The following is a 21838-nucleotide window of genomic DNA, read 5'->3' on the forward strand; positions in this document are numbered from 1 at the left end:
CGCAGAAGCAGCCGACCAACGGTCGGCTCTACGTTGGTCGTCGCCGGCGGCTGCCGTCCCGGCGGCAGGCGGGTGGACTCGTCATCATCGGCGGCTGACGTAAACGCGGTTACGCTGGCGCCCTCGCGATATCGACGGAGCCGAGCATGCGTGTGATCCGAATCCTGTTACCCACCCTGTTGCTGGCCGCCTGTTCGCAGCCGGCGCCGCCGACGGCGGACGCCGCTGCACCGGCTACCTCGCCACCGGCGACCACCGCCACGCCCGGGGACGACGTGCCGGCCGCCGGCCTGTCGCCGGATGCGGTGAATGCCGGTGCCGAACCTGCGCCGGATGCCGCCACCCAGGCACCGCCCAATGGCAGCCCCGAGGCGTCCGATGCGATCGACACCGAAGAGGGCGAGGGCGATGCCCGCCAGCGTATTGAAAAACTGCTCGGCGACGCCGACGCGTACGAGGCGCTGTTCAACGACCTGCAGCGCGGTGTCGCCGCCAACGATACCAATGCCGTGGCGGCATTGATGCGCTATCCGCTGCTGGTGCATGTGGGCGGCAAGAAACGCCAGGTGGCCGATGCGGCCACGTTCAAGCGCGAATACAGCCAGATCGTCACCCCGGAGATCGCCAAGGCGATCGCCGCGCAGACCTTCGATGGGCTGTTCGTGAACTGGGAAGGCGCGATGATCGGCAAGGGCCAGGTCTGGATCGGCGGCAAGTGCCTGGACAAGGACTGCACCCGCTCGGACGTCAAGGTCATCACCGTGCAGGATTGACCGGCCCTGCCCGCCCTTCCGGCCTCGAGGACCGGGAGGGCGGGCATGTCAGGATCACGCCTTGGGCGTGAGCTTCAGCAGGCGCCCGTTCTTGCCGTCTTCCAGCAGCCAGATCGCACCGTCTGGGCCCTGCTCCACTTCGCGGATGCGCTCGCCCATGTTGAAGCGTTCGGCTTCATGCGCGCTGTCGCCGTCGAAGGCCACGCGCACCAGCGCCTTGGACGACAGCCCGCCGATAAAGCCGCTGCCCTTCCACTGCGGGAACTGCGTCCCGCTGTAGATGATGAAACCGGCCGGCGAAATCACCGGGGTCCAGCTCACCTTGGGCGCTGTGAATTCGGGGCGTGTGGCGTGGTCGGGAATATCGCGGCCGTCGTAATGGTTGCCGTTGGACACGATCGGATAGCCGTAGTTGGCGCCGCGCTCGATCAGGTTGAGTTCGTCGCCGCCGGCCGGGCCCATCTCGTGCACCCACAATTTGCCGCGCGCATCGAAGGCGATGCCCAGTGCATTGCGGTGCCCCAGCGACCAGACCTGTGCGGCCACGCCGCCCTGCGAGGCGAACGGGTTGTCGGCGGGCACGCTGCCGTCGTCGTTCAGGCGCACGATCTTGCCGAGGTTGCTGGCCATGTCCTGGGCCGGATCGAACTGCTGGCGTTCGCTGGAGGTGATCCACAGTTTGCCGTCCGGGCCGAACGCCAGGCGATGACCGAAATGGCCCTTGCCGTCCACCTTGGGCGTCTGCCGCCAGATCACCTTCAGGTCCTTGAGCGTGCCGCTGCCATCGGCGCCCAGGACCAGACGCGCGCGCGCCACCGCGGCACCCCGGGTATCGCCTTCACCGGCTTCGGCATAGCTGACGTAAAGCAGCTGATTGCGGGCGAACTGCGGGTGCGGCAGCACGTCGCCGAACCCGCCCTGGCCGCCATAGGCCACCTTGGGCAGGCCGCGGATGTCGGCTCGCGTAGCCGTCTTGAGGTCCACGTGCTTCAACGTGCCGGCCTTCTCGCTGACCAGCAGGCTGCCGTCGGGCAGGAAGCTCATCGCCCAAGGCTCGTCGAATTTGGCCACTTCGGTGGCGGCGAAGGGCCACTGCGCCTTTTCCAGCACGGGGGCGGCGGCCTTGTCGGCGGCCACGCAGGCGGTGGTGAACAGCGGCAGGGTAAGAGTGACGGCGAGCGAAAGCAGGAGCTTGCGGGTCATTGGGGATCTCCGTAGGGGGATGCGATGGCCAGCCATGGTTGTACAGCATGCCCATCAACGCGGCGTGGACCATACGTCATCCCCGGTAGGCGCGCGGGCCCGGATCGGCTACCGTTGCCGCGGGCCGCCCGTGGGGTGGCAGGTGCGGCATGCCGCCATCAAATGGAGTTGGATCAATGAAGCAACAGGTGCATAAACCCTCCCCGGCGTTCATCGCCGCCTCGTGGGCGGCGCTGCTGCTGGGCGCGGCGGCTTATCTGGTCGGTCTGTTCAACGCGGAAATGGTGCTCAACGAAAAGGGCTACTACCTGACCCTGCTGTTGTTCGGGCTGTTCGCGGCCGTCTCGCTGCAGAAGAGCGTGCGCGATCGCGTCGAAGGTATTCCGGTCAGTGGCCTGTACTACGCGCTGTGCTGGTTTGCGCTGCTGGTGTCTCTGCTGTTGCTGCTGGTGGGGCTGTGGAACGCCACGCTGCTGCTGAGCGAGAAAGGCTTCTACGGCATGGCCTTCGCGTTGAGCCTGTTTGGCGCGGTGGCAGTGCAGAAAAACACCCGCGACCTGATGGCCGCGGGTGCCGATGCGCGTGCGATTCCGCCGCTGCCCAGCGGCGAGTAACGCTGTCAGGCGTGTCGCGCGCTGCCTCAGGTACCGCGCGGCACGCCCTTGTCCAGATGGGCCTGGCGCAGTGCGGTGGATTCATCCCAGCCGCGGCGCACCGCATTGCGCGCCTGTTCCCAGGTCAGCTTGCTCTTGCCGTGTTCCTGCGCCCAGCGCGTCTGCAATTCGGCTTCCACCTGCTCGTAGGCGCGGATGACATCATCGGCGCGCGAGTGGTGACCGAGCTGGTAAGCCGGCTCGTAGTCGTCGAAGAACTGGGTGTTGTCGTAATACGGCTCGCTCGGAAAGCGCTCACGCCAGTAGTCCGACACGGCCTGGCGCGGCACGCCGTCTTCCGGCACCCGGCCGGGAATCTGATAATCAGTAGGCATGTGGTAGCTCCGGTTGGGTGAGGTTCCAGCCTAGCCAGACGCCGGTTAACGCAGCGGACCGGTGGAGTGAATGACAGATCAAGTGCCATTCGCTGCGCAGGCGTGGTTCAGCCCAGCGGTTCCTTGCGCGGCAGTTTGTAGATGACCGCCCCCACCACGAAGGCGATACCGGCGGCGGCCATGTTCTGCCAGCTGGCGCTGACGAACAGGGCCACGCACAGCAACAGCGCCAGGATAGGGATCAGCGGGCCGCCGGGCAGTTTCAATGCACCGGGACGGTCGCGGAAACGCCGTGCGAGCACCAGCACCGCAGCGGCGGTACCGATGTAGGCGAACAGGCGCGTGGTCATCGACAGCAGTGCCAACTGCACGAACGAACCGGACAGTGCCAATGCCAGCGCGATCAGGCCCTGGGTGATGATCGCCGCGGCTGGCGTGCGGAAGCGTGGATGCACCTGCGCCAGCAGCTTGGGGCCGTAGCCGTCGCGGGCCAGCGCAAACAGGAAGCGCGGCCCCATCATCATCGTGTTGCTGTTGGTGCCGAGGATGGAGATGGTGGCGCCGACGGTGAGGATCAGCGCCAGCGCCTCGCCGCCGAAGCTGGAGGCCGCATCGGCCAGCGGCGTCGGCGAACTGGCCAGGCCGGCCAGGGTGCCCTGCGCGACCAGCTGCACCGCCCCGTAGATGACGGTGACGCTGACGATCATGGTAATCAGCGCGAACGGAATATCGCGGCGCGGGTTCTTGTACTCACCGGCAGCGGCCGGGATGTTCTCGAACCCGGCGTAGGCATACAGCAGCAGCAACGCGGCCTCGCCCATGCGCTGCAGGTCATGCGGGTCCGGGCGCACGCCGGAGAAGGCTAGGTCCATGTCCACGTAGAACGCGCCGATCGCCACGAACAGCAGCAAGGGCACCAGCTTGCCGATCACCAGGATCACCCCGGTGCGTGCGGCCGAGCGCACCCCGGCCACGTTGACGGCGGTGAGAAAGCCCAGCGACACCACGATGATCGCCACCCGGCCCAGGTCATGCCCGGCCCACGGCCAGAACCGCGCCACTGCATCGGCCAGCGCATTGCTCAATGCTGCCGCCGAGCTGATCCGGGTCAGCCAGATCATCCAGCCGATCTCGAACCCGGCAAACCGACCGAACGCCTCACGTGCATACAGGTAGCTGCCGCCGGGCTCGTCGAAGTAGCTGGCGGCCTGGGCATAACAGAGCACCAGCAGCGCGACCACGATGCCGGCCGCGACCACGCCCCACAGGCTGAAGGGGCCGAGCAGGGCGACGGTGGCGGCCGGCAGCAGGTAGATGCCGCTGCCGATCACATCGTTGATCGACAGCCCGACGATCTGCCAGCGGCTGACCGCGCGTTCCAGTTGCGGATCGGCCGGTGTGCTCATCGCGTGTTGTCCTGTTGTGCCGGCAGATTCCAGTCGTATTGCAGCTGCTGGTACTGCGCGCGCGGCAGCAGCACGAACAATGGGCGCTGGGCCGGGTCCAGCCAGGCCAGCAGGCTGCGCATGTGCTCGGGCTGCATCGCCGTACAGCCGGCGGTCGGCTCACCGGGCGTGCGCCACAGGTGGGCGAAGATGCAGCTGCCGCGGCGCGGTTCGGCTTTGGGGTTGTGCTCGATCACAAAGCCCTCCCGATAGCGCGCATCGCCCTTGTTGTGCAGGTCCAGCCGCATCGGTTCGGTGGAGCCTTCCACGGCGTCGGTGCCCACCACCTCGGCATCGACGATGCGGTTGTAGTACGGCGAATCGGGGACGTCCATGCAGTAGCTGCTGGCCTGCATCGGCTGGTAGGGCAGGGCCGTGGTGATCTTTGGCGCATAGCCGAAGGCCGGACCGATGCTGAAGATGCCGGCCGGGCTGCGGCCATCGCCTTCCTGTTTTACCGGGTCCCCGGGCTTTATCGGGTCGCCGGGCGGATGCGCGGCAGCGCCCTGGGCCGGCAGCACGCCCACGCCCCAGGCGCTGCCGTTGCGGCCCACGGCCACCTCGAATGCGTCGCCGTGGGGCGCCCAACCCTTGGGCGTGCGCACATAGGCCTGCAACCGGCCCTGGGTGGCGTCCCAGCCCTCGGTGGTGACCACGATCATCTGGTGGTGGTCCTGCAGTGGGCCCACCGCCGGGGTGAGCGCGGTGGCAGGCAGGGCGCTGGCGGCCAGCACGACGGCGAAGACGGAGCGGAACAACGGCAGCATCGTGGCGGACTCCAAAAGACCAGGTGTCGATCAGGTGTCGATCAGGTGTTCGATCCGTTCCAGGTTCACCCCGAGCTGGCGGTGGCGGTCCGGGTTGGCGTGGCACAACAGCACGAAGACGAAGTCCAGCAGGGACTGCAACGAGGCACGGTACAGCAGTTGCGCCACGTGCGGCGCTGGGTCGTGCGCGCACACCACCAGCGAGGCATCGGCGTGCGCGCGCAGCGGGTTGGCGCTGTGCCGGGTGATCGAGATCACCTTGCCGCCCATGTCCTGGAACTGCCGCGACAGCTGAAACAGCTGCGGCAGCTTGCCAAATTCGGAGAACACCAGCATCGCATCGTTGGCGCGCGCGGCCGACAGGTTGGCCATCATCAGGATCGGGTCGGCGTGGTGCACGGTGAGCATGCCCAGCAGCGACAGCCGCATGGCGAATTCGCGTGCGTACAGGCCGTCATCGCCCAGGCCGTAGACGAACAGCTTGGGTGCGGCGTCGATCAGCTGCACGATGGTTTCCACGTCGGCCTGCGGATTGGCCAGCCGGGTTTCCTGTTCGGCGGCGGCCTTGCTCAGCCGCAGCCGTTCGGCGATCTGCGCGTAATCGTTGGCATCGGCCGGTGCAGGCGGGCGTGACTGGGGATCGCTACCGGCGCGGGCGACCGCCTCGCCGATGGAGTACTTCAGATCCGGATAGCCCTTGAAGCCCAGCTTTTGACTGAACTTGCCCACGCTGGACTGGCTGATCCCCAACGCGCTGGCCAGCTGCTGGGACGAGTAATCGCGCAGCAGGTGGGCGTTGTCGAGGATGAAGTCGGCGATGCGGCGTTCGATCGCCGACATGTGGTCACGCTCGGAGCGGATTTTCACCAGGGGCGGCATGGAAAGGGCATCAGGTCCGTTGGGGAGAGCATACGCAATGCGGCCGGTAGAGCCGACCGTTGGTCGGCTGCACAGGACAGGATCGCGCGAAGAGCAGCCACCCATGGGGTGGCTCTACCGCAGTAATGCAGACGGTCACCACCGCGGCGGCGTGATCATCTCCAGCCCCCGCACTTCAGTGATGCCCAGTCCCGGTGCGTCGCTGATGGTGATCTCCGATTCGTTGAAGTTGACCCCGCCGGTGACCGGGTTGAACTGCCCCAGCGAGGGGCCGTCCAGGTCGACCTTGGTGATCACATCGCTCTTGGCCACCGCCAGGTGCACGGCCGCGGCCACGCTGATGCTCGACTCGATCATGCAGCCGATCATGCACGGCACGCCGTAGATCGCGGCGATGTCGGCGATGCGGATCGCATTGGACAGCCCGCCGGTCTTCATCAGCTTGATGTTGATGATGTCCGCCGCGCGCTGTTGGATCAGGTCGACCACCTGGCCGGGATTGAACACGCTCTCATCGGCCATCACCGGCGTGTTGACCCGGTCGGTGACGTACTTCAGCCCACTGATGTCGGCCGCCTTGACCGGCTGCTCCAGCAGTTCCAGCACCACGCCGGCCTCTTCCAGTGCGCGCATCGCGTGCACCGCCTGCTTGGCGGTCCAGCCCTGGTTGGCATCCAGGCGCAGCAATGCCCGGCCCTGCACCGCCGCATGGATCGCCTTGACCCGCTCGATGTCCAGCCCGATGTCCTTGCCGACCTTGATCTTCAGCGACTCGAAGCCGCGGTCGAKGGCCGACAGCGAGTCGGCCACCATCTTGTCGATGTAGTCCACGCTGATGGTGATGTCGGTGGTGATCACCGGATCGCCGCCGCCGAGCATGCGGTACAGCGGGGCGTTGTGCAGCTGCGCCCACAGGTCGTACACCGCGATTTCCACTGCGGCCTTGGCGCTGGTGTTGCGCTCCAGCGAGGATTGGATCAGCGCGCACACGCGGTTGAGGTTGGCCACGTCCTGGCCGATCAGGCGCGGCTTGATGAAGCTGTTGATGGCCTCGATGATCGACCCGTGGGTGTCGCCGGTGATCACCGCCGTCGCCGGGGCCTCGCCGTAACCGGTGTGGCCGCTGTCGGTGCGCACCAGCACCACCACGTCCTCGACGGTGTCCACGGTGCGCAGCGCGGTCTTGAAGGGGGTTTTCAGCGGCACGCGCAGCATGCCCAGTTCGATGTCGGTGATCTTCATTCAGGGGTCTGTGGCCGGATGCGCTGGATGTTGGTGATACGGTCGATGTAGCTGACGGTGTCGCTGGCCATCATCGGCTCCAGCGGGGTCACCGACACGCCGTTGAGATGGGCCTGCACGCGGGTGCCGTCGGCGCCGAACCAGCTGCCCCCGGCGGTGTCGTGGATCATCCAGGTGCGGCCGTCGAGATGGCCGAGGGTGACCATCACGTGCCCGGGGATGTAAACCAGGTCGCCGACCTGCAGCTGTTCCACCGCCGCGGTGCGCTTGGCCTGGCCGTCCTTTGGATCGAAGGCGATCCGGTCCAGCGCCGGGCTGACCGCTTGGGCGCTGGTGTTGCGCGGCACCAGCACGCCGAAGCTGCGGTAGATCTCCGAGACGAAGCCGCTGCAGTCGCGGGTGTCGTAGTCGTGGCCCCAGCCGTAGCGTTCGCCGAGGAACTTGAACGCCTGGGTGATCAGGTTGCGCGGGGTCAGGGGCAGGTAATCGGCGGCGCTGTCCTGCGCGCGCGGCAGCAGCGCCGGTACCAGCGCCAGGCCACCGTCGTCGTTGCGCACCGGCAGTTGCACCACGTAAGCGGCATGCGCCTGCTGGCCGTTGACGGTCTTGTCCTGCGGCCAGTCGGCGATCACCGGCAGGCGCACGCCCATGTCCAACTGTAGGCGCGACACGCGGGGCTCCTCCGGGGTAGGGGCGGTGAAGGCGGTAGCGCCGGTGATGACACGGTACGGACCGCGCTGGGCGTAACCGAGCACGGTGGCCGCATCGCCGAGGCCGACGAAGCGCTTCTCGATCCATGCCGAATAGCGCTCGCTGGTGATGAACAGCCAGTGGCCATCGGCGCTCTCATGCAGCACCGCTATCGCATCGCCCGGAAACAGCGCCGATTCCTGGAAGCGGTCGATATCGGTATCGCCCTGTGTGGTGAACACCCGCAGCGTGGTCGGGAACGCGCGCAGGGCGGCGCGGTGGGTGACCAGGCCGTACTGCAGCGGACGCTGGGCCGGAACCGCGTCCAGGGCGAGGTTGGCCACGGTGGCGCCGCGCTGGGCGGCGCTGATGCCCTGGCCGTCCGCGCCGTACAGCGGTTTGGCCGGCCAGGTCGACAGGGTTTCGATCGCGGCCAGCACCTGTGCCCGCGGCAGCTGTGTCGGCAAGGCGCGCAGGTCGTGGATGGAGCGGTCTTCGGCACGCATCCGTGCGTTCTGCGCGGCGATGCCGGCGCGGTCCAGGATGGGCTGGTCGGCGTTGGGCGCGCGCTGGGCCCAGAAGCCGGGCGCCAGATAGGCTTCGCGCAGGCCGATGACGCCGCCGAAGTCGGCGTCGGCCGCGCGGCGTGGCGCCTCGGCAGCGGCATGACCGGTGGCAAGCAGGGCGGCCAGCAGTGCGCCGGCCAGCCAGGACGGCCGCGCAGGGCGGTTGGGGGAAGCCAGGATCCTCAAGCGGTCACCCTCCTCGGAAGCGTCAGGAATATTTATTCCTTTTTTCATCGAAAGCAAGAATAAATTATTGACCGCCCATCGGGCCCGTGTTACACAGCGATTACCACCCGCACCTGGGAAGTGTCGCCGTGGATTTCGCTGCACGCAAACCGCGTTTGCTCCATTTCGCCCGCTGGCGCGCCGCAGCCTGTCTGCTGTTGGCGCTGCCGCCGCTGTGCGCATGGGCCGGCGCTTCGCTGCCGGAGGTGATCGCGCAGATCGACCGCGGTGCGTTCGCCACCGCCACCGCGCAGATCGATGCGGCCCTGCACGACACCACGCTCAGCGCTGCCACCCGCCACGACTTGACCTTCCAGCGCGAGCGCATGCGCCGCATGCAACTGGACTTCACCCTGGATGCCGACGCGGCCAAGGCGCTGCTGCGCCGGCAGATCCCGGACCTGCGCGATGACGAGTTCGCGCGCTGGGATGCGGCCGGGTTGATCGAACACCTGGATATCGATGGCCAGCGCCGCTACTTCAAGCGTGCGCCATCCAACCTGTTCCGCATCAGCGCTGAAGCACGCGCCCGGCGCGCGCCGGATGTGCCACTGCCGACCGACGGGCCCTTCGAGATGCTCGGCCCCCACCACGAAGAAATCGTCGCCGCTGCCCGCGCCAGTGGTGCCACCAGCGTGGTGCCGCGCCGCGTGGAGGTAACCCAGTCGCTGGTGGTCAAGGCCGATGCTGTGCCTGCGGGTGCGTCCGTCCGTGCCTGGATTCCGTATCCGCGCGCGATTGCCGGCCAGCAGGAAGATATCCAGTGGCTCACCAGTACCCCGACCGGAGCGCGCATCGCGCCGGAAAGCGCCCTGCAGCGCACTGCCTACCTGGAGCGCACGGCGGTGGCCGGCACGCCTACCGCATTCGAGATCCGCTACGCGGTCACCGTGTACGCCCGGCATGTCCCGATCGATCCGGCCAAGGTTCTGCCCACGCCGAAGGACCCGGCACTGCAGCCGTTCCTGGCCGAACGCGCGCCGCATGTGCTGTTCACCCCGGCATTGCGCGCGTTCTCGCAGCGCGTGGTCGGTACTGAAACCAATCCGTACCGCATCGCGCAGAAACTGTTCGATGCGGTGGACCAGATTCCCTGGGCCGGCGCACGGGAATACTCCACGATCTCCAACATCAGCGACTACGCCCTGCACGCCGGCCACGCCGACTGTGGCCAACAGACGCTGCTGCTGATCGCGCTGCTGCGCCTCAATGGCATCCCCGCGCGCTGGCAGTCGGGCATGGTCTACGCCGATGACGCGGTCGGCTACAACAACCTGCACGACTGGGGCGCGCTGTACCTGGCGCCGTATGGCTGGGTGCCGATGGATGTCACCACCGGGCGCCTGGACAGCCCGCAGCCGGCACTGCGCGATTTCTACTTCGGCGGGCTCGATGCCTACCGCATCGCCTTCAACGACGATTTCCAGCAGCCGCTGCAACCGGCAAAGCGCCATCCGCGCTCGGACACGGTGGACTCGCAGCGCGGTGAGGTCGAGTGGGCCGGCGGCAACCTGTACTTCGATCAATGGAACTACGACTCCCAGTCGCACGTGRTGCCACTGGGGGCAACGCGGTAAACGGCGGTACCCACGATTCCATATCTGCAGGAGAGAGCAGGGAATGAATGCACATCGATTGAAGCGGGCCGCGCTCTGCGTTGCCCTGGGGGCCTGCCTGGGCTCGGTCGCGCCCATGGCGATGGCCCAGGACGGCGCAGTGGTTGGCAAGCTGGTCACCGATTCGGGACAACGCCTGGACAACGCGACGGTCACCGTGCGCAATCCGTCCACGGGATTTGTGCGTTCGGTGAGGGCCGAGGCCAATGGCAGCTACCGCATCCCGTTGCTGCCAGTGGGCACTTACGAGCTGGAAGTGGCCGTTGCCGGCGGGGCCCCGGCGCGCGTTGGCCAGGTCAACGTCGGCCTGGGTAGCGCCACCACGGTGAACGTGCCGGTCAGCGGTGTCAGCACGCTGGGCACGGTGCAGGTGCGTGCGCCGCAGGTGGTGTCGATGGTGGACGTGAAGTCGACCGAATCGGCCACCAACATCACCCGCGAAGAACTCTCGCGGCTGCCGGTGGACCGCGACATCACCGCGGTGGCGCTGTTGGCGCCGGGGGCGGTGAAGGGCAAGGGATCGCTGGGCGGGCAGGGCATTTCCTTCGGCGGCTCCTCGGTGGCCGAGAACACCGTCTACATCAACGGCCTGAACGTCACCGACTTCTATAACCGGGTCGGCTTCTCCTCGGTGCCGTTCTCCTTCTACCAGGAGTTCCAGGTCAAGACCGGGGGCTACTCGGTGGAATTCGGGCGCAGCACCGGCGGGGTCATCAACGCGGTGACGCGCTCGGGCAGCAACGACTTCAAGGCCGGCGCGGAACTGGTGCTGGAGCCGCGTGCGTGGCAGTCGCAGGCACGTGACCGCTACGACGGCGACGGCAGCCGCTACATCACCGCCCGCCGCGATGACTATTCGCGCAGCGCGCTGAACGTGTTCGCCTCCGGTGCGCTGGTGCAGGACAAGCTGTTTTTCTTCGGCATGTACGAAGCGCGCGACTACACCCCCAACTCCACCAATGACGCCGGCACCGTGCTCAACCGTGGCACCGCCGACGATCCGTTCTGGGGCGGCAAGCTGGACTGGCAGATTACCGACAACCAGATGCTGTCGCTGTTCGGCTTCTCCGACAAAAGCGATACCGTCACCGACGTCTACCGCTACGACTACGACACCGGCCTGGCCGTGGGCGAGCGCACCAACCAGGTCTACAACACGGTGGGTGGAAAGAACTGGTCCRGTACCTACAGCTGGCAGGTCAGCAACGACCTGACCATGAAGCTGATGTACGGCGAGAACAAGCGCAACCGCACCCAGAGCAGCCTCATGGATGAGAACTGCAACCGCGTGTTCGACAACCGCACCGCCAGCCAGGGCGTGCCCACCGACCTGCAGGGCGACCGCAGCTGCACCAGCAGCTCGCAGCTGGAATYGGCGCTGGATACGCGCAAGGCCGCCCGCGCCGATTTCGAATGGACCCTCGGCAACCATCTGCTGCGCTTCGGCCTGGACCGCGAAGAGAACACCTCCGACTACGAGCGTGCCTACCCCGGCCCCGGTGGACTGCGCTACGACATCTATTACCGCACCCCGGGCAGCTCCCTCAACGGCGGCGTGGTGCCGGCCAGCGGACTCGTCGCGCGCACCCGCCGCTACGAAGTGGCCGGATCGTTCGAGACCATCAACTCGGCGTACTACCTTGAAGACAACTGGCAGGTCACGCCGAACGTCCTGCTCAACATCGGCGCACGCTTGGAAGGCTTCGACAACAAGGGCGGCGAYGGCGACAGCTACATCAAGATCGACGACATGATCGCGCCCCGGCTGGGCTTCTCGTGGGACGTGCGCGGCGATGGCACCACCAAGGTATTCGGCAACCTGGGGCGCTATTTCCTGCCCGTGGCCAACGTGATCAACATCAAGCAGGCCGGCGGCTTCCTGGACGAGCGCACCTGGTATGAATTCCTCGGTTACAGCGGCGCGTCCAACAACGTCCCCAACCTGGGCGGCCAGATCGGGCCGGTGGACAACTCGCAGGGCGACGGCAGCGTGCCGGACCTGCGCGCCGAAGTGAACCGCGACATGGATCCGGTCTACCAGGATGAAGCCATCCTCGGCTTCCAGCACATGCTCAGTGCATCGTGGTCGGTCGGCGCCAGCGTCACCTACCGGCGCCTGCACAACGCCATCGATGACATGAACATCACCGCGACCGGCCAGTGCGGGGCGATCGACGGCGTCTGGATCATGGGCAATCCCGGCCGCACCAACACCGTATGGGGCGACAGCAACTGCGACGGCAGCAACGATGCCTGGATCGATATCGACACGGCCCGCGAAGGCTGGGCGCTGTATGACGACGACGGCAACTACGTCGGCCAGCGCGGGTGGGTCACGCCCAAGCGCGATTACAAAGCGCTGGAGCTGCAGGTGGATCGTGCATGGGACGGCACGTGGGGCTTCAATGCGTCCTACACGTTGGCCTATGGCCGCGGCAACGCCGAAGGACCGGTCAACTCCGACACCGACTTCGCCGATGCCGGTCGCACCGAAAACTTCGACAATCCGTGGGTCAACTATCGCGGCTACGGCTATCTGGCCAACGATCGCCGCCACCAGTTCAAGTTCCGCGGCAGCTATGCGCTGACCGAGAACCTCACGGTCGCCGCGACGCTGGGCGTGCAGTCCGGCAGCCCGATCACCCGCTTCGGTGCCGGCAACCCGTTCGACGCCACCGACTTCCACAGCTACTACGTGTGCGTCTCCAACTGCCAGGCCACGGTGCCGTCCGAGCGGGTGTTCGGGCATTCCCCGCGTGGCGGTGACGGCCGCACGCCCTGGACCTACGACCTGGACATGAGCGTGGCCTACAAGATCCCGGTGCCACTGGATATCAACGTCAAGCTGGCGGTCTACAACGTGCTCAACCAGCAGCGCATCGTCTCGGTGGACCAGGATTATGAGCCGCAGGACAGCATCGGGACGCCCAATCCGTTGTATGGCTATGGCACCGGCTTCCAGTCGCCACGGTATGCGCAGCTCACGGTGACCTGGAACTACTGATGGCATCGCCGGCATGACGCAGGCGACGTGGACGGCGGTGCTGGTGGGGCTGGCAATGGCCACCGGCACCGTCGCGGCGTCACCGGCCGCGTTCGATCCGATGTTCGACCAGGCCCGGCAGCAGTACGCGCTGCCGGGCCTGGCGATGGCGGTGGTTGAAGACGGCCAGGTGGTCTACCAGCGCACGGCTGGCGAGCGACGCAGCGGCAGTGGCGAGGCCATCGACCCCGACACCCTGTTCAAGATCGCCTCCAACAGCAAGGCCATGACCGCCGCACTGCTGGCGCGGCTGGTCGACCGCGGGGCCTTGCGCTGGGACGATCCGGTGATCAGGTACCTGCCGCAGTTCCGCATGCACGATCCCTGGGTCACCCGGCAGATGCAGGTGCGCGATCTGCTCATCCACAACAGTGGACTGGGGCTGGGCGCCGGCGACTTGATGCTGTGGCCGGAGMCCAACACCTTCACCCGCCAGGACATCATCGCCGGGCTGGCGCACCTCAAGCCGGTCACCAGCTTCCGCAGCGGCTACGCCTACGACAACCTGATGTATGTGGTGGCCGGTGAAGTGGCCGCCGCCGCCGGCGGCAAGCCGTATGACCAGTTGCTGCGCGAGGAAGTGTTCGTGCCGCTGGGCATGGACCGCTGCCAGGTCGGTGCGTGGTCGGTGGCCCACGTCGGCAACGTCGCCCAGCCGCATACCCGTCGCGACGGGCGCAACGTCGTGGTCCAGGCCGATGGCGATACCAGCCCGGACCTGCCTTCGATGGCCGCCGGTGGCATCCGCTGCAGCCTCAAGGACATGACCCGCTGGATGCAGGTGCTGCTGGACCCGACCGTGGTGCCGGGCTGGTTGGGCGCCGCGCAACGGCGCGCGCTGTGGACCGCGCACATGCCGATGCCGCTCGGTGCGCGTCAACGGCAGTGGGACAACGCGCACTTTTACGCCTACGGCTACGGTTGGCGCCTGTCGGACATGGACGGGCAGTGGAAGGTGGCCCACACCGGCACGCTGTCGGGCATGTACTCCTCGCTGGCGCTGCTGCCGGACCGCAAGGTGGGCGTGGTGATCCTCATCAACGGTGATGCCGAGGATGCACGCACCGCGCTGATGCAGGCCGCATTGAAGCACTACACCGCGCCGGCGCAGGCTCGCGGTGTCCTTGATTACGCACGCCTGCTGCGGCAGGAACAGCAGCAACGCACCGACGCCGGCCAGGTGCGGCCCGATACCCGCGCGCGGCGCCCGGCAGGCCCGGGCGCTCCCCGCGCCTGGCAGGGCCGTTACCGCGACCCGTGGCTGGGGCAGGCCAGCCTTTGCCCGCAGGGTGGGCAACTCCGCTTCAGCGTGGACAAGTCGCCCGGGCTCCAGGGCCGGGTGATGCAGCTCGGTAGCCGCTGGCTGGTGCAGTGGGATACCCTCGGGTCGGACGCCGAACCCTGGCTGCAGGTTGAGCCGGGCACACCGACAACGCTTACGTTGCGTGCCATCGACCCGGATATCGACTTCAGCTATGACTACCAGGACCTGCAGTTCACCCGTATCGGCGATTGCCTCTAGCACCGCACTGATCGCCCTGTTCGTCGCCTTTGGCGCGGCCGCCCAGCCGGTGCGGATCGCGCTGGTACGCACCCCCGAACAGGCCGGCATGGTCGACATCCGCAGCCTCGCCCCGGATATCGACCTGGACCTGCGCTATGCCGGGGCCAACAATTTCACCGGCCGCCGCGTGCCCGGCTACGACGCCGCCAAGTGCTACCTGCTCAAGCCTGCGGCCACCGCGCTGGCCAAGGTTGAAGCGGACCTGCGTGCCGACGGATACGGCCTGCGGCTGTTCGACTGTTATCGCCCCGCGCAGTCGGTGCAGGCCTTCGTGGACTGGACCAACGACCCGCTGGAACAGTCGCGGAAGGCCCAGCAGTATCCGGGCCTGGACAAGCCGGCGCTGCTCGGCGGCTACATCGCCCAGACCTCCGGGCACAGTCGCGCCGCTACCGTGGACCTCACGCTGGTGGATTGCCGCAGCGGCACCTGCACCGCGCTGGACATGGGCACCGACTTCGACTTCTTCGGTCCGCGTGCGCATACCGATGCGCCCGATGTCACCCCGCAGCAGTATCTCAATCGGCAGAAGCTGCGCCAGGTGATGGGCCGCCAGGGCTTTGAGAACTACCCGCAGGAATGGTGGCACTACACCCTCACGCCCGAGCCGGACCCGCACACCGCCTACGACGTCCCCGTGCGCTGACCCCCGTGGCGGCAAGGTGGGCCGCTACACTGTGCGCTCACCGACCGCCCGGATCACGATGAACCTGCCGCTGCACTTTGGATTGCTCGGAACGCTGGAAGCGGGGCTTATCGCGCTGCTGGTCGGCCTGCTGGTGTATGCGCTGTGGCAGCGGTTGTGCCGCGCCGTTGGTTGGAACGCCGGGCACGCGATCGGCTGGGCGTGCGTGATCGCGGTGATCGCCTCGGCTGGCATCGACGCGTGGAAGCTGTTCTACATGGGCATCATGCGGCTGGAGTCGCCGCTGTATGCGCGCTTGTTCCTGGCCACCGTCCACGATCCGAACGAACTCGGCTCGCGGGTGGTGCTGGAAGTGGCCGGTGCGCTGTTCGGTGTTGCGGCAGGGTGGCTTCTGTTCAGTTCGCGCTCAGGCGAAAAAAACGCCAGCGACACCTGACAATTCGTTTGCATCCGGTTAAATCCGGGCCGGTTGAATGCGTGTGTTACTCCGCACTCACCCACACCTAACCACTGCGGTAATCGACGCCTGCGCGCAGGTGGTTAAGACCGTGTGCGGGTGCCGATTGCGGCGCAATGTCGATTCACAAACGGGCTGGCAGGGTGGAAGTCGTGCGGAAACAACGAACCGTGCGACATCCCCAAAGGAGACCACCCAAATGACTATTCGCAACCGCAAGCCCCTGATCGCCCTGATCGTCGCCGCAGGCAGTGTGCTGGCCATTCCGGCGATGGCCCAGTCCGCCCAGCAGAGCGCCGCGCAGGCACAGAACCAGGCCGCGCAGGCCCAGCAGGCCGCTGCGCAGGCCGGCCAGGCGGCAGATTCGGCAGCGGGCGCTGCGGCGCAGGCGTCGCAGCAGGCCAACGGTGGCGGTGGCCAGACCTGGGCCAGCGTGGACACCGACGGCAACGGCACCATCAGCAAGACCGAGGCGCAGGTCAATGCGGGCCTGGCACAGGTGTTCGATCAGGCCGACAGCAACAAGGACGGCGAGCTTTCGCCGGATGAGTACAAGTCGTACGTGGCCGCCCAGCAGGGCAAGGCCGCCAGTGGCAGCGGCGCGCAGCCGGGTAACTGATCCATCGCGTCAACGTGCAGGCAAGGGCCCAACACCGCTGGACACCGGTGAACGGCAGTGAGGGGGAAGGGCGGCTACGGCCGCCCTTCTTTTATGATGGCCGCATGCAACATCCCGGCCGTCGGCTTCCTTTTGATGTGTATTTCCCTGCGCCGGGCGAACGGGCGCCGCAGCGTGTCTCGCATCTGCGGCCCGGCCAGATCGTGCTGGTCGCGGGCGGACAGGCCGACACCGTTTTCGACACCGTTGCCTTCGATGACCACGGCCCGCGCTGGGCCAATCCGGCATTGCGCGCGGCGCTGACCAACCTCAACGCGCACGGCTTGCCTTTCCAGTACCAGCCGCACGATCCCGAGTCGCCCGCCGCATTGATGGCGTGGTGGCAGGAAAGCGGCCACGTGGCGGCCAGCTACCGTGAACTCAGCTGGCGCGGCCCGGGCGACTGGCTGATCACCCGTATCGATCTGCCACACCCGGGCGTGCTCGGCTGGGCCGGCCCGCGCCCCTTCGGCCACTGAGCCGACACGGTCATTGGGTCCACCGGGCGCTGTTGCTATCCTTGCCCGATGATGACCTCCACGCCTGCGCCCACCGGCGCCATCGGCCTGGTCGGTTTTGACGGTGACGACACGCTGTGGAAGAGCGAGGAGTACTACCGCAAGGCCGAGCAGGACTACCTCGACATCCTGTCGCGCTATATCGACGTGCACGACACCCAGACCGCGCGCCACCTGCTGGAAGTGCAGCAGCGCAACCTCGGGGTGTTCGGTTATGGGGTCAAGGGCATGACCCTGTCCATGGTCGAAGCGGCCATCGAGATCACCCGGCAGATGATCACCGCGCGCGACCTGCAGCAGATCCTGGACATCGGCCATGACACCCTGCGCCATCCGGTCGAACTGATCGACGGTGTGCGGGAATCGGTCACCGAGATCGCCCGCGATCATCCCGTGGTGCTGATCACCAAGGGCGACCTGTTCCACCAGGAAGCCAAGATCAAGCTGGCCAACCTGCGCGATCTGTTCCCGCGCATCGAGATCGTGTCCGAGAAGGACCCGGAAACCTACGCGCGCGTGCTTGAGGAATTCAACCTGCCGATCCAGCGCTTCTGCATGGTCGGCAACTCGCTGCGCTCGGATATCGAGCCGGTGATCACCTTGGGCGGTTGGGGCATCCACACCCCGTACGCGGTGACCTGGGCGCATGAAACCCAGCACGGCGTAGCCGACGATGAGCCGCGCATGGTCGATGCGCCCACCGCCTTCGACTGGCCGCAGGCGCTGCGCAGTATCCAAGCCAAAGCCAGCCGGGGCTGACCGACATGCAGCGCGGCAAAGGTATGTGGTCATGATCCTGCGCACGCTGCTGGTGCTGCTGCTGGCCGTGCTGCCCCTGGCCGCATCGGCGCAGCAGACCGCCGAAAAGTCCGAGGCCTACGTCGTGGACACCGGCGATGCCTGGGTCGATGGCCAGTTGCGCGACATCAACCATTACGCCGAGCGCTACCCGGACAGTTTCCTGGACGAGGTGGCGCGCTACAGCGGCGTGTCGCGCGGCTACATTGCCGCGCTGATGTATACCCATGGCTGGCAGGCCGGCGACATCTACTTCGCCTGCTTCTGGGCCAAGGCGATCGCGCGTTCCTGCCGCGACAGCGTGCAGGCCTGGACCCGCGCCACGCCGGAGGAGGGGGAGCCCAAGCGTTGGGAGGCAGTGGTCAGCGATTTGCCGGTCACGCCGACCAACCTGCACTGGCGCGCCGTACGCCAGGCCATCGTCGCCAGCCACGACCACTGGGACCGCCCGATCAAACTCGACGCCACCCTGCAGCGCCAGCTCGGTGACCGCGCCCAGCGCCAGCGCAACGCTGCCGCCGCCGACCCCGGCCCCTGAGCCACCGCGCAGCCACGCATGGCGTGGCTCTACCCCCGGCCCACGCCGCCACCCGGTAGAGCCACGCCATGCGTGGCTGCCCTTCGCGCAGACCCCTGCATCCCCGCATCCCCAACACCCCGTGGCCCAACCCCGGGTAGAGCCACGCCATGCGTGGCTGCCGTTCGTACCCGCCCCACGTCGCCCCCCTTTGCTGCTGTGCAGATCGCGATTACCCACGGCCTCGGCGACAATGCGCGATTGCTGCACCTCCCCCGTGATCCGTTGCCGAGTACGTAATGAGCGCCGACCGTTTCGTTTCACCCGACGATATCCGCAGCCTGTTCGCCCAGGCGATGTCCACCATGTACCGCACCGAAGTGCCGCTCTACGGCACCCTGGTCGACCTGGTGGCCGAGATCAACGACGCCGTCCTCACCGCCGATCCGGCGCTGGTGGCCCAGCTGGACCGCAATGACGAACGCGCACGCCTGGACCAGGAACGCCACGGCGCCATCCGCGTCGGCACCGCCGAGGAACTGGCCACGCTCGGTCGCCTGTTCGCGGTCATGGGCATGCACCCGGTGGGCTATTACGACCTGTCGGTGGCCGGCGTGCCGGTGCATTCCACCGCGTTCCGCCCGCGCACGGCCAAGGCGCTCGCACACAACCCGTTCCGCGTGTTCACCTCGCTGCTGCGGCTGGAGCTGATCGACGACGCCGCACTGCGCGACGAATCGGCACGCATCCTCGCCAAGCGCCGCATCTTCACCGACACCGCGCTGGCGTTGATCGCGCAGGCCGAGCGCGATGGAGGCCTGGACGAAACCGACGCCCGTCGCTTCGTCATCGAATCGCTGGAAACCTTCCGCTGGCACGGCGATGCCACCGTGTCGCTGGCCACCTACCATGCGCTGCATGACGCGCATCGCCTGATCGCCGACGTGGTCAGCTTCCGCGGCCCGCACATCAACCACCTCACCCCGCGCACCCTGGACATCGATGCCGCCCAGGCCGGCATGCTCGCTCGGGGTATCGACGCCAAGGCCGTGGTCGAAGGCCCGCCGCCGCGTCGCTGCCCGATCCTGCTGCGCCAGACCAGCTTCAAGGCCTTGGAAGAGACCGTGCGTTTCCCGTCGGGTGATGCGGCCTTTGCGGGCACCCACACCGCACGCTTCGGCGAAATCGAACAACGCGGCCTGGCGCTCACCCCCAAGGGCCGCGCGCTGTACGACCAGCTGCTGGCCCAGGCACGCGACAGCGGAGGCGCCGGCAGCACCGGCCAGGACTACCCGACGCGCCTGGCGGCCGCCTTCACCGCCTTCCCGGACGACCACGACACCCTGCGCCGCGAAGGCCTCGGCTATTACCGCTACGCCCTCACCGATGCGGGCCGCCGCAACCTGGCTGCCATCGGCGATCTGCCGGCCGAAGCGCTGATCGCCGCCGGCCTGGCCAGCGCCGACCCGATCGTCTACGAAGATTTCCTGCCGGTCAGCGCCGCAGGCATCTTCCAGTCCAACCTCGGCGGCGAAGAGCAGCGCGCCTATGCCGCGCATGACAACCGCGACGCGTTCGAGCAGGCGTTGGGCATGCGGGTCGAAGACGAGTTCGCCATCTACGACAGTCTGCAGGCCGAATCGTTGGCGACCCTGCGCGCCGCCTGAGGTAGGGGCGCATCCCGATCGACCGCCGTGGCATCCGCCGCGATTGATGAGGGGGGAGCACGACGCTACGCGGGTGGCCGGGTGTGCAGGCCGTTTGGATGGGCTGGCGTCGCCGATCGGGCTGGTCGCGAGCGTGAGGCCCCCGTGGCGGCCGATAGGCCCCTGGCGCAAATGTCCCCCGGCCGCGTGGCGGCCTCCTCCTTTATTTTGCCCAGGAGCCTTATCTGTTTGGAATCTGGCAGCGTAGGCGTCGAGAGCCGGCGTGGGCCGCCGTAGGAGCCTGGATCTCGACGATCGACTTGTAGCTTGGCGCCCACGCCGGAATCTCCCTTGGTCCGCCCGAACAGTTGCTCGAGGTAGCACTCGAAGTGATAAGACTGGGCAAGCGGGGGAGCTCTCGACCTATCCAGCCTAGCGGAGATTTCCCATGAGCGGAATCGGGATCGATGTGTGCAAAAAATACCTGGATGTTGCGGTCTTTCAAGGCCAGGCCCGTCAGTTCACCAACACCGCAGCCGGTCACTGCAAGTTGGTGAGRTGGCTGAATACGATGTCTGTGAAGCAGGTGGTGCTGGAGGCCACCGGCGGCTACGAGCTGGCCGCACTGGATGCCCTGCACCAGGCTGCACTACCGGTCGCCCGTGCCAATGCGCAGCGGGCGCGCAGCTTGGCCAACACCTTGGGGAAGGCCAAGACCGACAGGCTGGATGCGGCCATGCTGGCCTACATGGCAGAGAAAATAGACCTTCATCCCTACGTTCCGCTGGAGCCATGGCAGCGCCACCTGGGCGAGCATGTTCGTGCCCGCCGGCAGGTCATCGAGCTGTTGAAGATGGCAAAGCAGCAGCTGCTGCCAGTGGCGGACAAGCCTCTGCGAAAGATGCTTCAGGGCAACATCAAACAGCTCGTGYGCAGCGTGGCGCGGCTGGATGTGCTGATCGCCGAGCAGCTGAAGACGCTGCTCATCCAACACCCTCACTTGGCGGCGTTGAAGACGCTCAAGGGCGTGGGCCCGGTGTTGCTGGCGGTACTGATGTGCCGGTTGCCAGAGCTGGGAACCCTTGGCGGAAAGCAGATCGCCAGATTGGTAGGCGTCGCCCCGCTGTCGCACGACAGCGGCACCGTGCGTGGCAAACGCGGGATCAAAGGAGGCCGAGCCGACGTCCGGAAGGCGCTCTACATGGCGGCCATGTCCGCCGCCCGTCACGAGCCGCGTCTGCGTGATTTTTACAGGTCGCTGCGTGCACGTGGCAAGGAAGGAAAGGTGGCCCTGGTAGCTGTGATGCGCAAGATGCTGGTCATCCTCAACGCGCGCGTGCGCGATGAAAGAGCCGCCATGCGCCCAGCCTGAACGCCTTGAGCGGACAACATGAAGGGCAAAAGCGTGCCGGCCAACGGCCGGCACCTACCGCTCACCGCGCGCGCAGGAAACCGCCCGGAGGCGGCGGGCAGGTCGGTGCGGGGCCGTTGGAACCCCGGACGGGCGGAAACGAGACCCCATGGATGGGTTCCCGGCGTGTCCCGCACCGGCGTGCCCGCCGCCTCAGCCACGGATCAGGCGGGCGCTGGTCAACAC

Annotated in this window: 20 protein-coding genes; 13 read left to right on the top strand and 7 right to left on the bottom strand. The window is 67.0% G+C overall.

The genetic code is table 11. The annotated features are described in order from the left end of the window. Positions 1 to 146: 146 nt before the first annotated feature. Positions 147 to 773: a hypothetical protein gene (locus AC1DQP_RS03340; protein ID WP_457318049.1), complete on the top strand. Its 627-nt coding sequence runs from the start codon at positions 147 to 149 to the stop codon at positions 771 to 773. Positions 774 to 827: 54 nt separating this feature from the next. Here AC1DQP_RS03340 and AC1DQP_RS03345 read toward each other — a convergent pair whose 3' ends face one another. Then, complete coding sequence (locus AC1DQP_RS03345; protein ID WP_457318050.1) at positions 828 to 1976, bottom strand: PQQ-dependent sugar dehydrogenase; 1149 nt, start codon at positions 1974 to 1976, stop codon at positions 828 to 830. 176 nt (positions 1977 to 2152) lie between these two features. Here AC1DQP_RS03345 and yiaA point away from each other — a divergent pair, with 176 nt between their 5' ends. Next, complete coding sequence (gene yiaA, locus AC1DQP_RS03350; RefSeq protein ID WP_256775055.1) at positions 2153 to 2590, top strand: inner membrane protein YiaA; 438 nt, start codon at positions 2153 to 2155, stop codon at positions 2588 to 2590. Between the two features lie 26 nt (positions 2591 to 2616). On the opposite strand, the gene AC1DQP_RS03355 is transcribed toward yiaA, so the two are convergent. The 6 genes from AC1DQP_RS03355 to AC1DQP_RS03380 all read right to left on the bottom strand — a co-directional run bounded on the left by AC1DQP_RS03355 (position 2617) and on the right by AC1DQP_RS03380 (position 8730). Continuing rightward, complete coding sequence (locus AC1DQP_RS03355; protein ID WP_312236904.1) at positions 2617 to 2964, bottom strand: hypothetical protein; 348 nt, start codon at positions 2962 to 2964, stop codon at positions 2617 to 2619. 107 nt (positions 2965 to 3071) lie between these two features. Continuing rightward, positions 3072 to 4370, bottom strand: coding sequence for an APC family permease (locus tag AC1DQP_RS03360; protein WP_457318051.1), 1299 nt, complete (start codon positions 4368 to 4370; stop codon positions 3072 to 3074). Further along, positions 4367 to 5176, bottom strand: a complete 810-nt coding sequence (locus AC1DQP_RS03365) for a L,D-transpeptidase family protein (protein ID WP_457318052.1) — start codon at positions 5174 to 5176, stop codon at positions 4367 to 4369. The genes AC1DQP_RS03360 and AC1DQP_RS03365 overlap by 4 nt, the downstream gene beginning before the upstream one ends. A 30-nt stretch (positions 5177 to 5206) precedes the next feature. Beyond that, entirely contained in the window at positions 5207 to 6055 is an 849-nt protein-coding gene (locus AC1DQP_RS03370) for a MurR/RpiR family transcriptional regulator (protein WP_478051101.1), read from the bottom strand. Between the two features lie 135 nt (positions 6056 to 6190). Then, positions 6191 to 7297: a dipeptide epimerase gene (locus AC1DQP_RS03375; RefSeq protein ID WP_478051102.1), complete on the bottom strand. Its 1107-nt coding sequence runs from the start codon at positions 7295 to 7297 to the stop codon at positions 6191 to 6193. Further along, positions 7294 to 8730, bottom strand: coding sequence for a C40 family peptidase (locus AC1DQP_RS03380; protein ID WP_457318055.1), 1437 nt, complete (start codon positions 8728 to 8730; stop codon positions 7294 to 7296). Before AC1DQP_RS03380 ends, AC1DQP_RS03375 begins: the two co-directional genes overlap by 4 nt. Positions 8731 to 8867: 137 nt before the next feature. On the opposite strand from AC1DQP_RS03380, the gene AC1DQP_RS03385 reads away from it, so the two are divergent. From AC1DQP_RS03385 to AC1DQP_RS03435, 11 genes are all read left to right on the top strand, one after another. Beyond that, entirely contained in the window at positions 8868 to 10355 is a 1488-nt protein-coding gene (locus tag AC1DQP_RS03385) for a transglutaminase-like domain-containing protein (RefSeq protein WP_478051103.1), read from the top strand. Positions 10356 to 10398: 43 nt separating this feature from the next. Continuing rightward, positions 10399 to 13398 carry a TonB-dependent receptor gene (locus AC1DQP_RS03390; RefSeq protein WP_478051104.1) on the top strand — a complete coding sequence of 1000 codons (3000 nt, stop codon included), beginning with the start codon at positions 10399 to 10401 and terminating at the stop codon, positions 13396 to 13398. A 13-nt stretch (positions 13399 to 13411) separates the two neighbouring features. Further along, positions 13412 to 14959 (top strand): serine hydrolase, encoded by a 1548-nt coding sequence (locus tag AC1DQP_RS03395; RefSeq protein WP_478051105.1) that lies wholly within the window; start codon positions 13412 to 13414, stop codon positions 14957 to 14959. Further along, positions 14913 to 15647 (top strand): M15 family metallopeptidase, encoded by a 735-nt coding sequence (locus tag AC1DQP_RS03400; protein WP_457318857.1) that lies wholly within the window; start codon positions 14913 to 14915, stop codon positions 15645 to 15647. Before AC1DQP_RS03395 ends, AC1DQP_RS03400 begins: the two co-directional genes overlap by 47 nt. 58 nt (positions 15648 to 15705) lie before the next feature. Beyond that, positions 15706 to 16083 carry a hypothetical protein gene (locus tag AC1DQP_RS03405; RefSeq protein ID WP_256775063.1) on the top strand — a complete coding sequence of 126 codons (378 nt, stop codon included), beginning with the start codon at positions 15706 to 15708 and terminating at the stop codon, positions 16081 to 16083. 220 nt (positions 16084 to 16303) lie between these two features. Next, positions 16304 to 16723, top strand: a complete 420-nt coding sequence (locus AC1DQP_RS03410; protein WP_256775064.1) for an EF-hand domain-containing protein — start codon at positions 16304 to 16306, stop codon at positions 16721 to 16723. Between the two features lie 104 nt (positions 16724 to 16827). Continuing rightward, the gene (locus AC1DQP_RS03415; protein WP_457318859.1) at positions 16828 to 17241 is read left to right on the top strand and encodes a hypothetical protein; all 414 of its coding nucleotides are present in this window, start codon (positions 16828 to 16830) and stop codon (positions 17239 to 17241) included. Positions 17242 to 17289: 48 nt separating this feature from the next. Beyond that, complete coding sequence (locus AC1DQP_RS03420) at positions 17290 to 18039, top strand: HAD family hydrolase (protein ID WP_457318860.1); 750 nt, start codon at positions 17290 to 17292, stop codon at positions 18037 to 18039. A 31-nt stretch (positions 18040 to 18070) separates the two neighbouring features. After that, positions 18071 to 18616 (top strand): hypothetical protein, encoded by a 546-nt coding sequence (locus AC1DQP_RS03425; RefSeq protein ID WP_256775067.1) that lies wholly within the window; start codon positions 18071 to 18073, stop codon positions 18614 to 18616. A 278-nt stretch (positions 18617 to 18894) separates the two neighbouring features. Continuing rightward, a complete protein-coding gene (hglS, locus tag AC1DQP_RS03430) occupies positions 18895 to 20262 on the top strand; it encodes a 2-oxoadipate dioxygenase/decarboxylase HglS (protein WP_457318861.1) in 1368 nt (455 codons plus the stop codon). Positions 20263 to 20689: 427 nt separating this feature from the next. After that, positions 20690 to 21613, top strand: a complete 924-nt coding sequence (locus tag AC1DQP_RS03435; RefSeq protein WP_478051106.1) for an IS110 family RNA-guided transposase — start codon at positions 20690 to 20692, stop codon at positions 21611 to 21613. Positions 21614 to 21838: the final 225 nt, after the last annotated feature.

The organism is Stenotrophomonas sp. P5_A8, assembly GCF_056400545.1.

Excerpts from the sequence above, each read along its gene's own strand:
- AC1DQP_RS03340 (WP_457318049.1), top strand. The coding sequence starts at position 147 with ATGCGTGTGATCCGAATCCTGTTACCCACCCTGTTGCTGGCCGCCTGT.
- AC1DQP_RS03345 (WP_457318050.1), bottom strand. The coding sequence starts at position 1,976 with ATGACCCGCAAGCTCCTGCTTTCGCTCGCCGTCACTCTTACCCTGCCG.
- yiaA (WP_256775055.1), top strand. The coding sequence starts at position 2,153 with ATGAAGCAACAGGTGCATAAACCCTCCCCGGCGTTCATCGCCGCCTCG.
- AC1DQP_RS03355 (WP_312236904.1), bottom strand. The coding sequence starts at position 2,964 with ATGCCTACTGATTATCAGATTCCCGGCCGGGTGCCGGAAGACGGCGTG.
- AC1DQP_RS03360 (WP_457318051.1), bottom strand. The coding sequence starts at position 4,370 with ATGAGCACACCGGCCGATCCGCAACTGGAACGCGCGGTCAGCCGCTGG.
- AC1DQP_RS03365 (WP_457318052.1), bottom strand. The coding sequence starts at position 5,176 with ATGCTGCCGTTGTTCCGCTCCGTCTTCGCCGTCGTGCTGGCCGCCAGC.
- AC1DQP_RS03370 (WP_478051101.1), bottom strand. The coding sequence starts at position 6,055 with ATGCCGCCCCTGGTGAAAATCCGCTCCGAGCGTGACCACATGTCGGCG.
- AC1DQP_RS03400 (WP_457318857.1), top strand. The coding sequence starts at position 14,913 with ATGACTACCAGGACCTGCAGTTCACCCGTATCGGCGATTGCCTCTAGC.
- AC1DQP_RS03405 (WP_256775063.1), top strand. The coding sequence starts at position 15,706 with ATGAACCTGCCGCTGCACTTTGGATTGCTCGGAACGCTGGAAGCGGGG.
- AC1DQP_RS03410 (WP_256775064.1), top strand. The coding sequence starts at position 16,304 with ATGACTATTCGCAACCGCAAGCCCCTGATCGCCCTGATCGTCGCCGCA.
- AC1DQP_RS03415 (WP_457318859.1), top strand. The coding sequence starts at position 16,828 with ATGCAACATCCCGGCCGTCGGCTTCCTTTTGATGTGTATTTCCCTGCG.
- AC1DQP_RS03420 (WP_457318860.1), top strand. The coding sequence starts at position 17,290 with ATGATGACCTCCACGCCTGCGCCCACCGGCGCCATCGGCCTGGTCGGT.
- AC1DQP_RS03425 (WP_256775067.1), top strand. The coding sequence starts at position 18,071 with ATGATCCTGCGCACGCTGCTGGTGCTGCTGCTGGCCGTGCTGCCCCTG.
- hglS (WP_457318861.1), top strand. The coding sequence starts at position 18,895 with ATGAGCGCCGACCGTTTCGTTTCACCCGACGATATCCGCAGCCTGTTC.